The sequence below is a fragment of the Cobetia sp. 4B genome (assembly GCF_018831605.1).
Classification (GTDB): Bacteria; Pseudomonadota; Gammaproteobacteria; order Pseudomonadales; family Halomonadaceae; genus Cobetia; species Cobetia amphilecti.
In genome coordinates this window covers 1839357-1858080 of sequence record NZ_CP059843.1, presented here as the reverse complement: position 1 = coordinate 1858080, position 18724 = coordinate 1839357, and the positions used below count along the sequence as shown (strand labels likewise).

16 protein-coding genes are annotated in these 18724 nt (G+C 63.4%); 3 read left to right on the top strand and 13 right to left on the bottom strand.

Annotation, left to right across the window (positions count from 1 at the left end):
* Positions 1-90: 90 nt before the first annotated feature.
* Genes H2O77_RS07940 through H2O77_RS07925 form a run of 4 tightly spaced genes read right to left on the bottom strand, consistent with a single transcriptional unit; the run spans position 91 to position 5064 of the window.
* Positions 91-1608, bottom strand: a complete 1518-nt coding sequence (locus H2O77_RS07940) for an ATP-binding cassette domain-containing protein (protein WP_240548751.1) — start codon at positions 1606-1608, stop codon at positions 91-93.
* Positions 1605-2522, bottom strand: a complete 918-nt coding sequence (locus H2O77_RS07935; protein ID WP_197738734.1) for an ABC transporter permease subunit — start codon at positions 2520-2522, stop codon at positions 1605-1607. The genes H2O77_RS07940 and H2O77_RS07935 overlap by 4 nt, the downstream gene beginning before the upstream one ends.
* On the bottom strand, positions 2519-3445 hold the full coding sequence (locus H2O77_RS07930) for an ABC transporter permease (protein ID WP_043332786.1): 927 nt from the start codon (positions 3443-3445) through the stop codon (positions 2519-2521). The genes H2O77_RS07935 and H2O77_RS07930 overlap by 4 nt, the downstream gene beginning before the upstream one ends.
* Positions 3442-5064: an ABC transporter substrate-binding protein gene (locus H2O77_RS07925; RefSeq protein WP_064503250.1), complete on the bottom strand. Its 1623-nt coding sequence runs from the start codon at positions 5062-5064 to the stop codon at positions 3442-3444. The genes H2O77_RS07930 and H2O77_RS07925 overlap by 4 nt, the downstream gene beginning before the upstream one ends.
* A 350-nt stretch (positions 5065-5414) precedes the next feature.
* Between H2O77_RS07925 and H2O77_RS07920 the strand changes: the two genes are divergently transcribed.
* Positions 5415-6113 carry a GNAT family N-acetyltransferase gene (locus H2O77_RS07920; RefSeq protein ID WP_052384438.1) on the top strand — a complete coding sequence of 233 codons (699 nt, stop codon included), beginning with the start codon at positions 5415-5417 and terminating at the stop codon, positions 6111-6113.
* A 127-nt stretch (positions 6114-6240) separates the two neighbouring features.
* On the opposite strand, the gene H2O77_RS07915 is transcribed toward H2O77_RS07920, so the two are convergent.
* A complete protein-coding gene (locus tag H2O77_RS07915) occupies positions 6241-7083 on the bottom strand; it encodes an alpha/beta hydrolase (protein WP_225996418.1) in 843 nt (280 codons plus the stop codon).
* A gap of 177 nt (positions 7084-7260) precedes the next feature.
* Here H2O77_RS07915 and H2O77_RS07910 point away from each other — a divergent pair, with 177 nt between their 5' ends.
* A complete protein-coding gene (locus H2O77_RS07910; RefSeq protein WP_043332791.1) occupies positions 7261-7566 on the top strand; it encodes a hypothetical protein in 306 nt (101 codons plus the stop codon).
* A gap of 165 nt (positions 7567-7731) precedes the next feature.
* On the opposite strand, the gene H2O77_RS07905 is transcribed toward H2O77_RS07910, so the two are convergent.
* Together H2O77_RS07905 and H2O77_RS07900 are read right to left on the bottom strand one after the other, a co-directional pair.
* Positions 7732-9642, bottom strand: coding sequence for a bifunctional 2',3'-cyclic-nucleotide 2'-phosphodiesterase/3'-nucleotidase (locus H2O77_RS07905; protein ID WP_052384439.1), 1911 nt, complete (start codon positions 9640-9642; stop codon positions 7732-7734).
* A gap of 191 nt (positions 9643-9833) precedes the next feature.
* A complete protein-coding gene (locus tag H2O77_RS07900) occupies positions 9834-11066 on the bottom strand; it encodes an MFS transporter (RefSeq protein WP_215824324.1) in 1233 nt (410 codons plus the stop codon).
* 156 nt (positions 11067-11222) lie between these two features.
* On the opposite strand from H2O77_RS07900, the gene H2O77_RS07895 reads away from it, so the two are divergent.
* On the top strand, positions 11223-12101 hold the full coding sequence (locus tag H2O77_RS07895) for a helix-turn-helix transcriptional regulator (RefSeq protein WP_215824323.1): 879 nt from the start codon (positions 11223-11225) through the stop codon (positions 12099-12101).
* Positions 12102-12110: 9 nt separating this feature from the next.
* Here H2O77_RS07895 and H2O77_RS07890 read toward each other — a convergent pair whose 3' ends face one another.
* The 6 genes from H2O77_RS07890 to hisD form a co-directional block, all read right to left on the bottom strand.
* Entirely contained in the window at positions 12111-12830 is a 720-nt protein-coding gene (locus H2O77_RS07890; protein ID WP_052384440.1) for an amino acid racemase, read from the bottom strand.
* A 172-nt stretch (positions 12831-13002) separates the two neighbouring features.
* The gene (locus H2O77_RS07885) at positions 13003-14283 is read right to left on the bottom strand and encodes a TRAP transporter large permease (RefSeq protein ID WP_043332797.1); all 1281 of its coding nucleotides are present in this window, start codon (positions 14281-14283) and stop codon (positions 13003-13005) included.
* Positions 14284-14287: 4 nt separating this feature from the next.
* Complete coding sequence (locus tag H2O77_RS07880) at positions 14288-14845, bottom strand: TRAP transporter small permease (RefSeq protein ID WP_043332799.1); 558 nt, start codon at positions 14843-14845, stop codon at positions 14288-14290.
* 135 nt (positions 14846-14980) lie between these two features.
* Positions 14981-15919, bottom strand: a complete 939-nt coding sequence (locus tag H2O77_RS07875; protein ID WP_215824322.1) for a TRAP transporter substrate-binding protein — start codon at positions 15917-15919, stop codon at positions 14981-14983.
* A gap of 168 nt (positions 15920-16087) precedes the next feature.
* On the bottom strand, positions 16088-17296 hold the full coding sequence (locus tag H2O77_RS07870; protein ID WP_043332802.1) for an aminotransferase class I/II-fold pyridoxal phosphate-dependent enzyme: 1209 nt from the start codon (positions 17294-17296) through the stop codon (positions 16088-16090).
* Positions 17297-17305: 9 nt separating this feature from the next.
* A complete protein-coding gene (gene hisD / locus H2O77_RS07865) occupies positions 17306-18622 on the bottom strand; it encodes a histidinol dehydrogenase (RefSeq protein WP_064503251.1) in 1317 nt (438 codons plus the stop codon).
* Between the last annotated feature and the right edge of the window lie 102 nt (positions 18623-18724).

The window sequence follows — 18724 nt, the reverse complement described above, 5'->3', positions numbered from 1 at the left end:
CGTATCAAGCGTCGTCTTGCTGGTGCGATTCTTGCTGTTGCGATGATGCCTTGCGGTCCACTGGTGCCGCGGTGCGGGCCTGGTAAGCGATCAGATCGCCTGACGCGCCTTCAAGCGACCTTCCTCTACTACCAGTACGCGATCCGCGACCTTGCGCAGCAGCGCCGCATCATGACTGACCAGCACCAGCGCCGTGCCCTGCTCGCGCACCATCTTCACCATGCAGGCGATCACCTCCTGCTGAACCAGCGGATCAAGGCGTGAGGTTGGCTCATCGGCGAACACGAAGCGCGGCTTGATCAGCATCAGACGCAACAGCGCGAAACGCTGCAATTCGCCACCCGAGACCTGCCCCGGCAGACGCGAGAGCAATTCCGGCGCCAGGCTCAGTTGCTCCATCAGCTGCGGCAGCTGGCTGTCGTCGAGACGATGGCGTGCGCTGAGATCCTTCAACAGGCGCCCCAGTGTCCGGCGTGGCGGGAAGGTCGCCACGGGGTCCTGATAGAGCTTCTGATACTCCTGGCGTTCGGCATGCTGGACCACGCGTCCTGAATGCGGTGGCAACAGGCCGAGCAGCGCATCGCCCAGCGATGACTTGCCACAGCCTGAAGCGCCCTGGACGCCGATGATCTCACCGCCCTTCACGCTGAGTTCCACGTCACGCAGCAGCGCGGTGCCCCCGCGCGCGATGGTCAGATTCTCGGCGCGGATGATGGTCTCGCCTGCCACCTTGCCATCACGGCTTGCACTGTCGGCTGCCGGCTTGAAGGCGGCCTCCGGCCAGGCCTGCGGCGCGGCATTCACCAGGCGTCGGGTATAGGCATGTGTCGGCGCGGCCAGCACGTCACGCGTCGCGCCCTGCTCGATCACCTGCCCCCTGCGTACCACCATCAGCCGGCCACCGATCTGGTGCGCCAGCGCCATGTCATGGGTGATGACCATCAAACCAGCACGCGGTGTCTCGGCCAATGACTTGAGCAGCAGCTCGCCGATCTCGCTGACGCGGGCGGCGTCCAGCCCCTTGGTCGGCTCGTCGGCGATCAACAGCGGTGCGCCGCCGGCGCGGGCGGCCGCAAAGGCCACACGTTGCGCCATGCCACCGGACAGCTTGCCCGGCAGCTGCTCGCTGGCCGCGGCGACACCCAACTGCTCCAGATCACTGCGCGCGGCCGCGTGGGAGGCCTGTGCCGAACGCCCCGCGACCAGTCGATATGCCTCACCGACCTGACGAATCACCTTCATCAACGGGTCCAGCGCCAGCCAGGGCTCCTGGGGCAATACCGCCAGGCGGCGACCCCAGAGCGGGCGACGATTCTCTGGCGTATGCAGAGGATATGGCTCGCCGTCGAGCCACAGGCTGCCGGAGGCCACAAGCTCCGGGGGCAGCGTGCCCAGCAGTGCCTGAGCCAGCAGACTCTTGCCGGACCCCGTCTCACCGATCACCACCAGCGGCTCTCCCGCCTTGAGCGCAAGCGAGACAGGCTCCAGCAGCGCCGTCTGCGCACCCTGGACCCGCACGCTCACATCCTCGGCACTTAGCACCACATCATCCGCCGTTGCCCCATCCCGCGTGTGAGAGGCTGGCGTGGTCATTGTCGCGACATTCATGGGCGCGCTCCTTCGAGGGTGTCCGCGGCGGTTGACGTTCTGGCCTTGCTGCCGGACATCAGCAACAGCCCCAGCAACAGCAGGAAGGTAACCAGCACCGGCGTCAGCAGCGCGAATGGCGCTTCACGCCAGTACGGCAACAGCTCGACCATCATGGTGCCCAGCTCCGGCGTGGGCTCCGGAATGCCGACATGCACGAAGCCCAGCGCGGCAATCGCCATCAGGGCGTTGGCCATGCCGAAGGCCATCGCCGTCATCATCACGGGTGCCATTTCCGGCCACAGGTGATGACGAAACCGGTACCAGGCCCCGAAGCCCAGCAGACGGCTGGCCTCCACACCGGGACTCGCCAGCACGCTGCGACCGGTGGCGCGAGCCAGGCGGAAGAATTCCACCCACAGCACCAGCGACAGACCCAACCACAATGCCAGCGGCGTCGACGGCAGGATGACGCTGACCATCAGCACCAGCAGCAGCCCCGGCAATGCCAGCAGGCTGTCTGCCACCAGGCTCAACAGGCGCTCGGCCCAACCACCGCGTCCCGCGGCCAGCAGGCCCAGCGAAATGCCCGAAAAAGCCGCCAGAATCACCGCCCCCGCGGCAATGGAAAGCGACAGCCCGAGCGCCGCCACCAGGCGGTGATAAAGGGAGCGCCCAAGGTGGTCATAGCCCAGCGGGGCGCTGGTGATCACCTCGCCGGCGTCAGAGACACCGACGGCATCCGCGCCCTGCAGTGCACGATAGAGATGCTGCTCCAGCGGGTCTCCCGGTATCACCAGATTGCCCAGCAAGGCCAGCAGCACCAGACTGGCGACCATCGCGGCCCCGATCACCCGGCGCAACGGCCAGTCAAGACGTGGACGACGCACGGCTTCCACGCGCTGCGGCGCAAGCCCTTCCACCACCTGATTCATTTCACACCCCGTGGGTCCAGTTGGCGACCCAGCAGATCGACCAGCAGATTGATCAAGACAAAGCCGACGCCCAGCACCAGGGCGGTGCCCTGCACCATCGGCACATCGCGCGAGAAGATGGCGTGCACCAGCGCATGGCCGATGCCCGGCCAGCCGAAGATGCTCTCGATCACCACCACACCCTCCACCAGGGTCACGAACTGCAGTCCCAGATAGGTCACCAGCGGCAAGGCCACATGGCGCAGGCCGTGACGCCAGAAGGTCTGGGCGTTGCTGAGGCCCTTCCAGCGCGCGAAATCATGAAAGGCCGTCTGGGTGACGGCGGCCATGGCATCACGTGCCAGGCGTGCCGATACCGCTGCCAGCCCGAGCGCCAGCGTCATCGCCGGCAGAATGAAGTGCTGCGGCTCACCGTGACCGGCGGCCGGCAGCAGGCCCATCTCCACCGAGATCAGCAGGATCAGCACCAGCGCCAGCAGGAACTGCGGCGTGGCACGCAGCAGACTGCAGACGGCCAGCAGGCTACGGTCCAGCCAGCCACCGGCACGCAGACCGGCCAGCAGCCCCAGCGGCGGGCCGATCAGCAGCGAGATGCCCAGCGCCGCGCCGGCGAGCGACAGGGAGTTGCCCAGCTGATGACGAATCTCCACCCACACCGATTCACCGGAAATCAGCGAGGTGCCAAACTCCAGGCGCAGGATATCGCCCAGCCAGTAAAGGAAGTGCAAGCCGCCCTGTGCCTCGAGGCCCAGTTCGGCGCGTACCGAGGCCGCAGCGGCCGCATCCAGCGCATCATAGCCATAGCGGCCGGCCGCGATACGCCAGGCGGCATCGCCGGGCAGACTCTGCATCATCAGATAGCTGGCGCCGCCGACCATCAGCACCACCATCAATAGCTGCAACAGACGTGAAGGGAGATTCATTGTGCCCACCGCAATTCTGAAAGGCCGAAACTACGCTCCCAGGGATCTACCTGAGCGCTTTGCAGTCGATTGGAGATCGCCAGGTTCTGGTAGTACCAGGCGATGGGGATCACGGGCAGCGCCCGCTGGATCACGCCGCTGGCCTGGGCGCGCGGGTCCTGCCCTGCCGGCGTGGGCCCATAGCCCTCGCGTGCCATGCGCTCAAGCTCGGCGGTGAAGTCCGCATCGAACCAGCCCATCGCGCCCCAGTCGCCACCAGGGGCCTCGGGGGTTCCCGCGTAATCGCTCAGCACGTTGCCGATGGGGTCCGGCACCATGGCCAGATTGCGCGCGAACAGCGCCATGTCGAGGCTGCCGTCATGATGGCCGGCCGGAATCGCCGAGAAGTTGGTGATATCCAGACGCGTCTGGATGCCGATGGCGTGGAACTGGCGCTCCAGCACCGTGGCGACCAGCGGCAGCTCCGGACGGTCCGAGAAGGTGATCAGGCTGATCGCGAGGCGCTGGCCATCCTTGTGGCGGATACCCTCCTCGCCGACGGTCCAACCTGCGGCGTCCAGCAGTGCACGCGCCTCGGCGACGTCCTGATGCAGCTCGGGCAGTGCGGGGTCATGCCAGCCTTCCACCATCGGCGGGAACAGCTGGCTGGCGCCACGCGGATAGCGCAGCACGACCTGAGCGATGGCGGTGCGATCGATCGCCAGACTCAATGCACGCCGTACAGCGGGGTCCTGAAAGGCCGGATGATTGGCGTTGACCTTCAACAGCATCGTGCGCGGCGTCGCGGCCGCTGCCAGAGTCACACGCGGCGACTGGGAGAGACGCTGGCGACTGGCGGGGTCCAGCCCATAGGTGAAGTCGGCATCTCCGCTCTCGGCGATCAATGCCCTGCCCTCGGCGCGGCTCACCGCCTGATAGCGCGCCTGGCGCACCTCGGGCTGCGGGCCCCAGTAGTCCTCGAAGGCGGTGACTTCCAGGCTCAAGGGCGGCGTCATGCGCAGCATGCGATAGGGGCCGGTGCCGATGACCTGCTGGGCGGTGCCCGTCTCATCGAAGGCTGCCGGCGCGAGTATCTGCTGGCGATAATCGGCCAGATAGGCGGGCAATGCGGCGAAGGGCTCGCTGAGGGCAATCACCAGCGTCTGGGCATCTTCGGCGACGATCCGCTCGACCGGCACCGACTTCAACAGACCCGGCTTGGCACTTGCGATCTCGAGCACCTGACGCGCCACCTCGGCATCCAGCTGGCTGCCATCATGGAACTGTACGCCGGAGCGGAGCGTGAAGCGCCACTCCAGGCCGTCATCCGAGACCTCCCAATCGGTCGCCAATCCCGGCTGCAGCTCTCCCGTGGCATCCACCTCGACCAGTGTCTCGACGATCTGCATGCGCTGGAAAAGAATGCCGCTGAGCAGCGGGTCCGCCCCCTTAATGTCGAAGGGCGCGACAATCTCCAGACGTCGTGTGTCAGCCGCCGACGCTTGCGCCGCTGAGGCATCTTGCGCATGGCTGGGCTGCACCACGGCCAGGCTCAGCGCGACGCTGGCGACGGCCAGCTGCCTGCGATCGTGAAGGAAGGTTCGGTATTGCCACCGAAGCCTTGAGAGCAATTTGACCATCGATATCGCGAGTCCCGAGCAAGAGCATGGATGCCGACGCGCAACCGCCGCCGCCGAACAAAAACGCAATGTTATAGTGTAACTATTACGTTTTGGCAACTCTCGACTCACCTTCTACGACTGGGCAAAGCTGGACGGGCACTTGAGGGGCACTTGAGGGGCACTTGAGGGGCGCTTGAAAGGTGCAGGACAAGCACTGGACAGGCATTCACTTGTCAGCGGCAACCCAACATCCGATGATAGATGGCAAACTACATTAGTATGCGCTAACCGACTGGTCCGCTATTCTGGACGAATGGTCATCAGTCCGCGCATCTGTGCCCCTACCCTCAACAATAAGCGACAGGATCATGGATGATCTCAGCATTACCCCTATCAGCGATTCGGCTTGCAGCAGCTATCTGAGCGCCGCGGCTCGGCGACTGTGCTGCGGCAACATGCTCGCGACCTACAAACGGCATGGCATGAGCTGGAACGAGGAGTTGTTCAGCGAGCGCTGGCAGGACAACGAGAACTACGCGATACGTATCAATGGCGAATGGGTCGGCTTCATCAGCCTCAAGGCCCTGCCGGACATCCTGTATCTGCGCGACCTGCAACTGGTGCCACATTGGCAAGGCCGTGGCGTCGGCTCCGCCTGCCTGAACTGGTTGATCCAGCTGGCAACGCAACAGGAGTACGGCCAGTCGCTGATGAAAGACCGCGCCTCCGAGCTCTCCCCGGGCGCTCAGCCCTGCCCGCGCGCGCTGCGCCTGAGAGTCTTCTCCGACAGCCCGGCATTGGCGCTCTACCAGCGCCACGGCTTCACCCTGGTCAATGAGCAGTGCACCCCGACGCGCAGTGGCAGCATCATGGCACTGGAAAGACCCCTCGCCTTCCAGACAGCGCCGACGCTTGCCCCGCGGAGTGATCACGCGCCCCTGCCCCCGGTAGGCAATGCCTCTCTCGACACGATCATCGATGACCTTACCGAGGAAGAGGCCTTGACGATCACCGCCAAGCGCAAGCGACAGTCCCCTCCGGCCGCGCGGAACATCGCGCATCATTAGGCGATTTCCCGTGCGCGATTTCCGCCAGATACGACAATGCCCGGTCATAGGACCGGGCATTATCGTTCAGGACTCATTCACCATCAGGGGTGAGATTTTACTGCGCTTATGGCTGATGGGCTCCTCCTCAGCGGGCGAGGAAGTCCAGGATATAGCGCACGGTATCCTGCGGCTTTTCATCCGTCACCCAGTGACCGGCATCCTTCACCCAGATCAGCTCGGCACCCGGAATGGCATCTGCCAGCATCGGGGCGTAATCCGGCTTCTGGAAGTTGTCCTTGTCGCCCCACAGCACCAGAGTCTTGATCTCGATATTCTTGAGCTCACCGGCGATGGCCTGGGTGTATTCCTTGTTGAGACGACGCATGTTGCGGAAGAAAGCCGCCTTGCCTTGCTCGCTGTTCCACTGGGACACATAGCGCTCGACCATCTCTTCGGTCGCGACGGCCGGATCATGCACACCACTGGGCATGAAGCCGCGCATGGTGCTGATGAATTCCTCGACGCTGGTCGCTTCCTCGACGCCCGGCTCCAGCAGCTGCTTGAACTCCGGAATCGGCCAGGAATCGAAGCATACGCTGTCGATCAGTACTTGACGGCGAACACGCTCGGGATGATTGACGGCCATCAGCTGACCGATACCTCCGCCGATATCATGCGAGACGACATCCGCACTCGCCACACCCAGTGAATCCATCAGCTTGATGAAGATGCGTGTCTGGGCATTGATGGAAACGTCAGCATCCACCGGCATGTCCGACTCGCCATAGTTGAGCATGTCCGGGGCGATGACACGATAATGCCTGGCCAATTCCGGCATCACATCACGCCACATCAGCTTGTTGGTCGGAATACCGTGAATCAACAACAGCGGCTGACCTTCACCCATTTCCTTGTAGGCAATGCGGTGACCTTCGATCATCGCATAACGGGTTTCCAGGGCTTCCATTGTCACGTTGTCGTGGCTCATTGCTGACCTCTTCGCTTGATGAATACTCAATCACGGCCTGGCGAAACAGTGCTATATCGCGGTGATGCCGTGAACTTGGGACCACCTTACGGATTCCTGAGCGATCACTCAAGCACGATTTTGATTGATTGCTCAAAATACGCTTTAATGGCCCCATCAAATTCAAGGGAAACGCCCATGGCCCGTGTCATCAACCGCAGTCTGCTCGATCTTCGTCGCCTGACCATCAACCTGGTGACCTACCCCGAAGGCCACAGCGTGATGCGCCACAACGACCCGATGGGCAGCGGCAGCTACTACAAGCTCAATATCGTGCTCAAGAAGCCCCGCCGGGGCGGTGTCTTCGAGACCGATGGCAGCCTCTTTCGCCTCGCGGACCGCGTGGTGCTGTTTCGCCCCGACCTTCACGAACACAGCGTCAGCCGCATCGAGCGCGGCAAACGCGTGCTGCTGAGCATCGCCTTGCACGCACCTTGGCGCTGACCCGCAATGGGACTGCGCAAAAGAACCTGAGGCAAAAGCGAATAATGAAACAGATAGCGGGTAGCGCCAAGTGACAAAAAAACGCCAGTCAGCAATTGCTGACTGGCGTTTTTTCCCACCTGAATCCAGGCCAGGAACGACGTGCTCGACAATGTGCTGCCTTGGCTATTCCATCCGGTCCAGCCCGACGCGATAACGGGCAAAGCCCATCTCGTCCTGATCCACCAACGTCATCGGGTAGACCGCCTGGGCATCAATGAACTGCTGCGCATCCTCGCCGGGGGCGGTGGTGAAGCGAATGTCCAGCGGGGTATCGGTGTCGATCGCGGCCAGCCGCCAGTTGTGATCCGCCGCGGGGTCCACCGCGCCCTGCTGCTGCGTCTGGCGCGAGATGTACTGGGCCAGAATGCTGCGATTTTCATCCGGTGACGCGAAAGCGATATGCGACTCTCCGGTGCCGGGGAAGTCCTCGCCGTAGGCGCGATAGTTGTTGGTCGCGAGCAGGAAGACCTCGTCGTCCTTGACCGGCTCGCCCTGGTAGGCGAGTCCCTGGATACGGTGGGCATCGGCGTCGATCAGCGCGCAATTGCCGTCGTAACGCGCCGGCTGCGTGACATCCACCCGGTACTCGACGCCATCGATCACGTCGAAGTTGTAGCTGCGGAAACCTTCCCAGTTGATCAAGGGCTGGGGCGTGGCGAGATCCGGATCAATGCGATGGAACTGGCCGGCGCTGCACTCGAGCCATTCCCGCACTTCCCTGCCGGTGACCTTGAGCGCCACCAGCGTATTCGGATAGAGATAGAGATCGGCGGCATTGCGGAAGCTCAGCTCGCCCGCCTCCATCTCGGTGAACTGGGTCGGATCATTGTGACGGCCGCCGACCTTGAACGGCGCGGCTGCCGAGAGAATCGGCAAGCCTTCCAGGTCCGGGTCGCCTTCGACGAAGCGTTTGACGTAATCGGCCTGGGCGCGATTGACGATCTGGATCGTCGGGTCGTCCTGCACCAGCGCCAGATAGCTCTTCATCGCCGCACTGGCGCGTCCGATGCTGCGATTGACGTACTCGCGCGTGGCGTCGTGCTCATGATCGACCAGCGCCGCCAGTTCGGCATCTTCCGCCACTTGCGCCTCGCCCCCTACCTGAATCGGGCGGGCTTCTGTCTGGCCGCTCACTACCCGCCACTGGCCCGAGGCATTGCTCAGTTCGAGATCCATCACGCCCACATGGCTGCCCCAGTGCCCCGGCATCATCGCCGGCACGCCATTGAGGGTGCCCCTGGCGATATCGGCCCCCGGTACCTCGGCGAATTCCTCGCTGGGGAAGACGGCATGGGCATGCCCGAAGGCGATGCCATCGATGCCCTCGACCTGCGAGAGGTAATACACCGAATTCTCGGCCATCACCCGGTAGGGGTCGGTCGAGATGCCGGAGTGCGGGATGGCGATCACCACATCCGCGCCCGCCCGGCGCATCTCGGGCACCCAGCGCCTGGCGCTCTCGGTGATGCCCTCGGCCGTCAGGCGGCCCTGGAGGTGCTTGCGGTCCCAGGTCATCACCTGCGGCGGTGCGAAGCCGATATAGCCGATCTTCAATGTCTGAGCGTTGCCCTCACTGTCGGTGAAGGCATGGGCGGTGATCTGGTAGGGCGTGAAGTACGGCTCGCCTGTCGTGGCGTCCAGCAGGTTGGCGTTCACATAGGGGAACTGCGCGCCGGACAGCGCCCGTTCGAGATACTCGAGCCCGTAATTGAATTCATGATTGCCGATATTGCCGACATCGTAATCCAGCTGATTCATGACCTTGTAGGCCGGGAAGACATCACCCTCCTCGAGACCTTCTGCCGCCATGTAATCGCCCATCGGGCTGCCCTGGATGAGGTCGCCATTGTCCAGCAGCACGCTGTTGGCTACCTCGGCACGCGCCTGCTTGATCAGACCTGCCGCGCGTACCAGGCCGATGCGCACGCTGGGCCGGTCCTTGTAATAGTCGTAATCCATCACGTTGGCGTGGATGTCGGTGGTCTCGATCACGCGCAGTGACAGCGTCGCGGCATTGGCTGGCTGAACGATCATGAAGATACCTCCGAGACTGGCCAGGCCAAGGATGGCTGCCCGCAAAGGCGGCTTGCGCCGACGTCCGGGGTGCTGCGCAACAGCTGGCGAGTCAGACGCCCGTTGATCTTCGCTAGCCGATGAAGCATTCGCCATCTCTCACTTCCTTGTCATGGGGGGATGTGCCAGTGCCCCTTGGGGGCAGCGCTCCATTATTCAGATGCCGACGCCTCAGGCAACTGGCGGTCTCTGCCCGCCAGCCAGCCGACACCTGCCATCAGCACACTGAGGACGGCGCAGACCATCAGTGCCAGCTGCCAATTGCCCTGCATATCGTAGAGCGCGCCGATCAGCGGCGGCCCCATGGCCGCGAGCAGATAGCCCAGCGTCTGCGCCATGCTCGACAGTGAAGCCGACTGCATGGCATCACGCGCCCGCAGCCCCATGAATGACAAGGCGAGAATGAAGCTGGCCCCGGAGCCCGCGCCCAGCAACAGCACCCACACCAGTGCCCACTTTGGCATCAGCCATAGCCCGATGAATCCCGCCAGCGACATGCAGGGCGTCGCGAAGGCGATCAGGCGTTGATCCTTCAGGCGCGGCATCAGGGGCACCAGAATCAATCCCGGCAAGGCCGAAGCCAGCTGGAGTAGACCATGCAACGAGCCCGCCTTCTCGGCTGAGAAGCCATTGTCCGCCAGCATGCTCGGCAGCCAGCTGTTGACGGTATAGAACAGCAGCGAATTGATGCCCATGAAGAGCGTCACCTGCCAGGCCAGTGGCGAATGCCACACGGCTGCCTGACGCACCGGCCGCGCGGCACCCTTCTCGGCTTCCTTCGCCGCCGCCGGCAGGGAGCGACGTGACAACTGCGGCCACCACACCCCCATCGTCACCAATGGCAAAACGACCACTATGAGCATCGCGTACTGCCAGCCAGCGCTGCTGCCCTGTGCCAAAGGCACCATCAGCGCCGAGGCGATGGCGGCCATGATGCCCATGGTCAGCACATAGCAGGAGGTCAGCAGCGCGACATGCTGCGCAAAGCTGCGTTTGACCAGACTGGGCAGCAGCACATTGCCCACGGCAATGCCCGCCCCGATCAGGCCGATACCCAGATAGAGGGCCAGCATGCTGCCCTGCACCCGCAGCACGATGCCCGCGGCGATCGTCACCAAGGCGAGGAAGAGACTGCGTTCAAGCCCGAGACCTCTGGCGAGGCGCGGCACCCAGGGCGAGACGACGACGAAGGCCAGCAGCGGCAGAATCATCAACAGGCCAGCCGCCGTGGCATTGAAGCCCAGCGCCGCCTGCAGGCGCTCCAGCAGTGGCGCGATACTGGTGAAGGGCGCACGCAGGTTCATGGCGATCAACAGGATACCGGCGATCAATACGGCCGGATGGCTCAGTCGCCGGACAGGAGACGAGTGGCAGAGTTCAGTCATGAGGCGCTCGCAGCGATCGTGAAACGGGGTAATGGCGGGACGACACCCAAGAGATGAGTCCGCACACAGAGTGAGGCTAGCTTAATCCCCTCGCCCACTGCAGAATTGAGCCATCATGACATCAGATCACTGAAATCAGACAATCTGCGAGCCGCCATGTCAGTGACCACACCCGTTCTACCGCCATCGCCCGGGGTCAGCACCCGCGGCCCCGATCAGGTGCCCTTCTCCAGCAGCGTCTGCGAGCACGACCCGGACATCTACGAGATTCCGGCCAGCGCCCTGCATGTCGAGACCGGCCAGCAGGTGATGGAGGTGCCGATCCACCAGCATCGCAAGGGACAGCTGGTGATCGCCCTGCATGGCGTGGTGACCAGTCGCGTACCGGAAGGTCTGTGGATGGTGCCGCCGCACAGCGGGGTCTGGATTCCCGGCAACCTGCCCCACAGCAATCATCTGACCCGTGGCGGCCGCGTCTGCCACCTGTTCATCGAGCCCGGTGCGCTCGAGATGCCAAGCCACAGCTGCACGCTGTCGATCTCGCCCCTGCTGCGTGAGCTGGTGCTGCGTCTGGCGGAGCTACCCCAGCCATATCCTGAACAGGGGCCGACAGCGCGGCTGGTCGGCGTGCTGCTGGAAGAGCTGGCCTGCATGCCAAGCGAACGTCTGCACCTGCCCTTGCCCGAAGACCCGCGGCTGACACGCATCAGCGATGCCCTGATCAAGACCCCGGACGACCGACGCACCCTGGCCGAGTGGGCGAGCGAACTGGCGATGAGCGAACGCACCCTCGCCCGGCTTATCCGGCGTGACACCGGCCTGAGCTTCAGCCGCTGGCGTCAGCAACTGCACCTGGTGGTGGCGATTCGCCTGCTGGCCGAAGGCATGAGCGTGCAGCGCGTCTCGGAAGACGTCGGCTATCAGTCCGTCAACGCCTTCATCAGCATGTTCAAGAAGCTGCTCGGCACTACACCCGCCCGCTACCTGCAGGAACGCGAGCAACGCCGCTCTGGCAGTGGCATGGGCGGCGCGTGACGGCGACGCTTACTGAGTGGCCGCCTGTGCCACGCTGACGGCCAGCGCTTCGACGGAATCCACGATCGGCAGCCGGTCATCGAGCAGATGGCTGATAATGGAGAGCTCGGTGCAGGCCAGCACCAGCACATCGGCTTCCTGCGCCACCAGGTCAGCGGCGGCCTGACGGAAGGCTCCCCCGACGGCGTCATCACTCACCTGGCCTTTCTTGACGCTGCGGATCACCTCCAGCATCGCGTCCTCATCCTGGGGATAGGCCAGCGACAGACCACGCGACTCGATGAAGCCTTCGTAAAGGCCAATCTTGCGCAGCGCCGGGGAACACAGCATGCCGACACGTGCGCCCGGCCACTGCGCCGCCACCCAGTCCAGGGTGCGCTCGACGATATGCCACACCGGAATCGAGACGGCGTCCTGCGCATCCTGCCAGTAGTAGTGGGCCGTGTTGCAGGGCATGACCAGAAAATCACACCCGGACTGCTCCAGTCGCTGGGCCATTTCCGCGATGGCAGGCCCCGGAGAGACATCGCCCCCTTCCAGCAGAGCCTTGATGCGCGACGGCACCTTGGGATTGTTGTCGACCACCATGTGTACATGATCGATGTCGTCCTCGGCCGGTGTGGCCTGGATCACCTGCTGCATGAAGGCCACCGTGGCATCCGGCCCCATGCCGCCCAACACGCCCACGACGATATGTTCTGCGCCCGAGGCGTCATGCGAGCTTCTCATTGGTCGTTCTCCGACAAAACTCTCACTGAAGATCAAGGCTCGAGAGGATGGCGACGTGGCCGGCATCCTCTCGAGAAACTGTTTCATGAGGCACTGTTCACGAAGGGTTGTGTTTACGAGCCACTGTGTTGACGAAAACAGTGATGACGAGCCACTGCCCTCCGCTGGGCCGCTAGAAGCCCATCATGTCCGGCAGCCACATTGTCAACTGCGGCACGAAGGCCAGCAGCAAGGCGATCAGCACCATGGTGCCGACCAGCGGCAGCGCCCGCACCGAGATTTTCTCGATGGACACGTTGGCGATGCTGGAGCTGATGAACATGTTCTCGCCCAGTGGCGGGGTCGAGAAGCCGATCCCGAGACTCACCACCAGCACGATCCCGAAGTGCACCGGGTCGACGCCCAGCTCCACCATGACCGGCAGCAACACCGGCGTGACGATCATGATGGTGGCCAGAATCTCGATGAACATGCCGACGATCAGCAGGAAGGCGATCACCAGCACCCACACCAGCCACAGGCTGTCGGTGATGTTGAGGATGCCCTGGGCGATCATGGCCGGAATGTGATGCTCCACCAGGATGCGACCGAAGGCGGTAGCGGTGAACATGATGATCAGCACGCGACCGGTCAGCCAAGTCGTGTTCTGGAAGGCTTCATTCAAGCCCAGCAGCGAGGACTCCTTGTGAATGAAGACACCGACGAACAGCGCATAGAAGATCGAGACGACGGCGGCTTCGGTCGGTGTGAAAAGACCGCTGTAGATGCCGCCGAGGATGACCACCGGTGCCATCAGTGACCAGAAGCCCTCCTTGAGTACCTTGAAGACACGCGCCTTGTCGTACGGCTCGCCCTGGGCCTGATAGCCGTTGCGCTTGGCGGTGATGTAGTTGGCGATCATCAGGGCCGCCCCCAGCATGATGCCCGGGATGACACCCGCCATGAACAGCGCCGAGATCGACTCGTTGGCGGTCACCCCGTAGATGACCAACGGCATGCTGGGCGGAATCACGACGCCCAGTCCGCCAGCGGTGGCGGTAATCGCCGCCGGATAGCTGCGGCCGTAGCCACGTTCGATCATCGCCGGAATCACCAGCATGCCCACGGCCGCCGTGGTCGCCGGCCCCGAGCCGGAGATGGCGCCGAAGAACATGCAGGCCATCACCGCTGCCGCCCCCAGGCCACCTGCGGCCGGGCCCGCCAGCTCTTCGGCGATACGAATCAGACGCCGCGCGATGCCGGCGTCGCCCATCAGGGCGCCCGCCAGAATGAAGGATGGCAGTGCCATCAGCGGGAAGGAGTTGATCGCCGAGAACGCCAGCTCCACCAGCGAGGTGATGTCATCACCACTGACGACATAGACCGCCATGGACGCCACCCCAAGGGCAACGACGATGGGTGAGCCCAGAAACAGCAGTGCACCGAACAGAGAGAACAGAATAGTCGCGGCCATGGCATCAGCCTCCCATCTTGGCGGTGCGGGTGTCATCGGCGGCATCCGGGGCCGCTTCCGTGATGCGCTTCACTTCCTCGTCGTCCACGTTGCCGGGCTCGATGCCTCTGACCAGCTTGAGGAACTGCACCTGCAATACGCGAAAGGCCATCAAGGTGAAGGCCACGGGGAAGATGTAATAGACATAGGCGAGCGACCAGCCGAGCGCTGGGGACTCATAGGGAAACTCGGTGAGAAGCCCGATCAGATCCAGGCTCTTGTAGGCGATGATCAGGCTGAAGAGCGCCCAGATAAGGTCGACAAACAGCAGGATGGCGTTGGCCACCTTGCGCGGCAGCAGATTGATATGGGTCTGCAGCCGATTGTGGGCACTCAGGTGAGCCGCGTGTGCAGCCCCCAGGAAGACGAACCAGACGAAGGCGTAGCGTGCCAGCTCTTCCATCCATGCCATGCCGATACCGAACACGACACGCAATACCACTTGGGAAAACAGCAGGAGTACGAAGACCGCGAGTAGAAAGCGGCAGGCGTAATCCTCGAGATTGTTCAATCTGGCCAACATGCGAGCCTCCTTCACGATGAACTGTGAGAGGGATACCAGCACTGTCTGGTATCCCTGCTCGATAGCATTGAACGCAGCGGGGGTCGCTCAGGCGTCATTCACGCTGACGCCGCGAGCGACCCCGCCCACTCGGGCTCAGTGGCCCAATGCTTTCTGCAATTCGTCGAAGGATTCCTTGCCGCCGATCTCTTCATAGAACTGCGGCCAGACTTCTTCCTTGGCAATGCTGATCCACTTGTCCTCGTCGGTCAGCTGGGCGGACTGCACCCCTTCCGCTTCCATGGCAGCACGCGCCTGAGAGGCCTCGGTCAGCTGGAATTGAAGCGCATAGAGCTGGGCTTCCAGGCCGGCGCGATCGATGATCTCGCGCTCCTCATCAGAGAGCTTGTTGTAGGTGCGCACCCCCATGACGATCGGCTGCAGGGAGTACTGATAGTGGACCTCGGTCAGATACTTCTGCACTTCCTGGAACTTCATCGTGTAGTTGACGATGTCCGGGTTGTCCTGGCCATCGATCACGCCCTGCTGCAGACCGGTGAAGACTTCCGGCCACGACATGCTGATCGGGCTGGCGCCCCAGGCCTGATAGGTGGCGAGCATGATCTTGTTCTGCGGCACACGGATCTTCATGCCTTCAAGGTCGTCCAGCGACGTCACCGGACGCTTGGAGTTGGTCAGATAACGGAAGTTGGAATACAGCCAGCTGACGATGTGGACGCCGGCCTGTTTCTCGGCGATCTGGTTCCATTCATCCGCCAGCGGGCCGGTGGTGGCCTTGACGGCATCCGCATGGCTACGCAGTGCATAGGGCATGGTGAGCGCGCCAAGGCGCGGCGCGTAGGGCGTCAGGTTGCCGACGCCGATCAGCGCGAAGTCCAGCTTGCCGATGCGCGTGTCCTGGATCATGCCGGTCTCGGAGCCCAGCTGACCGCCCGGGAACAACTCCACCTGCATCTCGCCATCGGAAAGGTCCTCGACCAGTTCCTCGAAGCGCTGTGCAAGCGCGCCCTGATCCGAATCCATCGGATCGCCCATGCCGACCTTGAAGGTCTTTGCCTGAGCGGTCGCTGACATCGCCAACATCACTGCGGTTGCCAAGAGAGCTTTATTGAACATTGTTATTACTCCACTGGTTGCGGGTCCGCATGGCCTGTCACCAGGACATGCGGATTGAAGATCATGTGGCTTTCAAAGCGTTATCGTTATGGGTTCACCCCTGTCACGTGCTGCCGCCGGGCATAGTCACGCGACGGTCGAGACAGGTCGTGCACTGTGCAGAGCGTCCTGGATCAAGTCCGCGATGACCTCGCAGTCCTGCACGTCAAAGGTCAGCGGGAGACGCAGATCACACAGCGTCGCCAGCACCCGGTCGGCATTGGGCACTGCACGATGGCTGCCCAGATAGGCCCAGCTGTCGTAGCGGCTGGTGTAATCCTCCGGCAGCGGCTTGCCGTACCATTTCACCGGTAGCCCACGCGCTTCACAGCCTGCGATGAAGGCGGCGATCTGCTCGTGGGAGCACTGCGCCAGCGTGAACTGGATGGAGCTTCCGACGTAGCCTTCCAGCGGGCCACGCAGGATGGGCGTGACGCCCTCCATGGCCGCGAGCCGGTCCTGCATGCGGGCATAGAGGGCATTCCAGCGCTCACGACGCTCTGCCAGCTCCCCCAGTTGCGGACGCAGGATGGCAGCACGCAGATTGTCCATGCGACCACTCATGTTGGGGGTCTGCAGGCGCGTCTCGGCGAAGCTCTCCGCGGCCGGTGCCGCCAGGTGGCGGTCGTACAGCATGTAGGAGCCCGACAGGATGATGGCGCGTCGCATCACCTCATCATCGGCGGTCGCCAGCAGGCCACCTTCACCGGAATTGACGTGCTTGTAGGTCTGGGTGCTGTAGCAGCCGACCTTGCCGAAGGTGCCGCTGGGCTTGCCGTCGTAGCTCGCACCCATGGTATGCGCGCAATCCTCGATCACCGTGATGCCGCGGCTGTCGCAGGCCTGCATGATCGCGTGCATGTCGCCGATATGGCCGCGCATGTGCGAGAGCATGAAGAAGCGGGCCCCGCTCTGATCTGCCGCACGCGCCAGATCCTCCGGATCGACCGTGGTGTCCTCGAGGATGTCCACCAGCACCGGCTCGCCACCGGCGGCGACGATGCTGCCGGGCACCGGGGACAGGGTGAAGGCGTTGCACAGCACCTTGTCACCGGCCTCGAGTCCGCAGGCGCGCAGCGCCAGTTGCAGGGCATAGCCGCCGGAGGCACAGGCCAGCGCATGGGGAATGCCCAGACTCGCCGCGAATTCCTGCTCCAGCAGCGCCGTTTCGCCCTGCTCGCCTTCCGCCAGGTTGTAGCGATGCAGGCGACCACTGCGCATCACGGCGACGGCAGCCTCGATGGCGGTGTCGGAGATGGCTTCCTGTTGGGTGAATGACTTGGCAAAACGACGCATGTGGCCTCCTCAATACCGCTTCTGGGCATAGACGGGGAAATCCCAATCCTGCTCGGGGAAGTATTTGGTGAGGCGCCAGTCACAGGCACGCGCATGGCCTTCCATCCCTTCGGTGCGCGAGATGCGCGAACCGATGGCACTGAACTTGAGATTGGCTTCAACACTGAGCTGTTGGGTGGTCAGTACCTTCATGAACTTGTGGACATTCAGACCGCCGGAGTAGCGACCGGCGCGCTTGGTCGGCAGGATGTGGTTGGTGCCGGAACACTTGTCACCGTGGGTGACGGTGCTGCCTTCGCCGAGGAACAGAGAGCCGTAGTTGCTGAGATTCTGCTTCCACCACTCCAGGTCCTCACACAGCACCTGCAGGTGTTCGCAGGCGTACTGATCACTGATCTGGACCACTTCTTCGCGGGTGTCGCACAGGATGACTTCGCCGTAGTCGCGCCAGGCGGCGTGGATGACCTCGGCGTTGGGCATGTCGTTGCCGACCAGCGGCACCAGCTCGATGACGCGGCGCGCGACCTCTTCACTGGTGGTGAACAGCCAGACCGGCGAGTTCGGGCCGTGCTCCGCCTGGGAGACGAGATCCACCGCGATGGTCATCGGGTCTGCCGTGTGATCGGCGATCACCGCCGATTCGGTGGGGCCGGCGAAGACGTCGATGCCGACCTGCCCGAACAGCAGGCGCTTGGCTTCGGCCACGAAGGCGTTGCCCGGGCCGACGAGGATGTCGGCTTCGCGCCCGCCGAACAGGCCGAAGGCCATGCTGGCGACCGCGTGAACGCCGCCCATCTCCAGGATGCGGTCGGCACCGGCCACATGCATGGCGTAGGCCACCGCCGGATTGATGCTGTCACCGCGCGGTGGCGAACAGGCCGTGATGTACTTGACGCCGGCGGCCTTGGCCGTGGCGACGCTCATCAGCGCCGAGGCGGCATGCGCGTAGCGTCCGCCCGGCACGTAGCAACCCGCGGCATCGATGGGCAGCACGCGCTGCCCCAGCACGACACCCGGCTCGGTCTCTATCTCGAAGGACGTCAGGCTGTCGCGCTGCGCTTCGGCGAAACGACGGATCTGGCGATGGGCGAAATCGATATCGTCCTTGACGCTCTGCGGCACGCTTTCGATCAGCGTGGCCAGCTTTTCCTCGCTGAGGACGAAATCGCCGCTCCAGTTGTCGAACTTCTCGGCATACATCCGCACGGCGTCTTCACCACGCGAGCGAATGTCCTGCAGCATGTCCTGGACGATGGCCGTGGTGCGCTGATCTTCCTCTGCCACGCCGTCGGCTGCTTCAGCCAGCTTGAGGTGTCTGATTGTCATTGTGATTCCCCGAAAACTGCTGTGATCATCACGCTCCCTTGCCAGCTGGGCCGGGGAGCGTGTCGTTACGGGATGCGTCAGTCACGCCGCTGTCGTCAGGCG

Excerpts from the sequence above, each read along its gene's own strand:
- H2O77_RS07940 (WP_240548751.1), bottom strand. The coding sequence starts at position 1,608 with ATGAATGTCGCGACAATGACCACGCCAGCCTCTCACACGCGGGATGGG.
- H2O77_RS07935 (WP_197738734.1), bottom strand. The coding sequence starts at position 2,522 with ATGAATCAGGTGGTGGAAGGGCTTGCGCCGCAGCGCGTGGAAGCCGTG.
- H2O77_RS07930 (WP_043332786.1), bottom strand. The coding sequence starts at position 3,445 with ATGAATCTCCCTTCACGTCTGTTGCAGCTATTGATGGTGGTGCTGATG.
- H2O77_RS07925 (WP_064503250.1), bottom strand. The coding sequence starts at position 5,064 with ATGGTCAAATTGCTCTCAAGGCTTCGGTGGCAATACCGAACCTTCCTT.
- H2O77_RS07920 (WP_052384438.1), top strand. The coding sequence starts at position 5,415 with ATGGATGATCTCAGCATTACCCCTATCAGCGATTCGGCTTGCAGCAGC.
- H2O77_RS07915 (WP_225996418.1), bottom strand. The coding sequence starts at position 7,083 with ATGAGCCACGACAACGTGACAATGGAAGCCCTGGAAACCCGTTATGCG.
- H2O77_RS07910 (WP_043332791.1), top strand. The coding sequence starts at position 7,261 with ATGGCCCGTGTCATCAACCGCAGTCTGCTCGATCTTCGTCGCCTGACC.
- H2O77_RS07905 (WP_052384439.1), bottom strand. The coding sequence starts at position 9,642 with ATGATCGTTCAGCCAGCCAATGCCGCGACGCTGTCACTGCGCGTGATC.
- H2O77_RS07900 (WP_215824324.1), bottom strand. The coding sequence starts at position 11,066 with ATGACTGAACTCTGCCACTCGTCTCCTGTCCGGCGACTGAGCCATCCG.
- H2O77_RS07895 (WP_215824323.1), top strand. The coding sequence starts at position 11,223 with ATGTCAGTGACCACACCCGTTCTACCGCCATCGCCCGGGGTCAGCACC.
- H2O77_RS07890 (WP_052384440.1), bottom strand. The coding sequence starts at position 12,830 with ATGAGAAGCTCGCATGACGCCTCGGGCGCAGAACATATCGTCGTGGGC.
- H2O77_RS07885 (WP_043332797.1), bottom strand. The coding sequence starts at position 14,283 with ATGGCCGCGACTATTCTGTTCTCTCTGTTCGGTGCACTGCTGTTTCTG.
- H2O77_RS07880 (WP_043332799.1), bottom strand. The coding sequence starts at position 14,845 with ATGTTGGCCAGATTGAACAATCTCGAGGATTACGCCTGCCGCTTTCTA.
- H2O77_RS07875 (WP_215824322.1), bottom strand. The coding sequence starts at position 15,919 with ATGTCAGCGACCGCTCAGGCAAAGACCTTCAAGGTCGGCATGGGCGAT.
- H2O77_RS07870 (WP_043332802.1), bottom strand. The coding sequence starts at position 17,296 with ATGCGTCGTTTTGCCAAGTCATTCACCCAACAGGAAGCCATCTCCGAC.
- hisD (WP_064503251.1), bottom strand. The coding sequence starts at position 18,622 with ATGACAATCAGACACCTCAAGCTGGCTGAAGCAGCCGACGGCGTGGCA.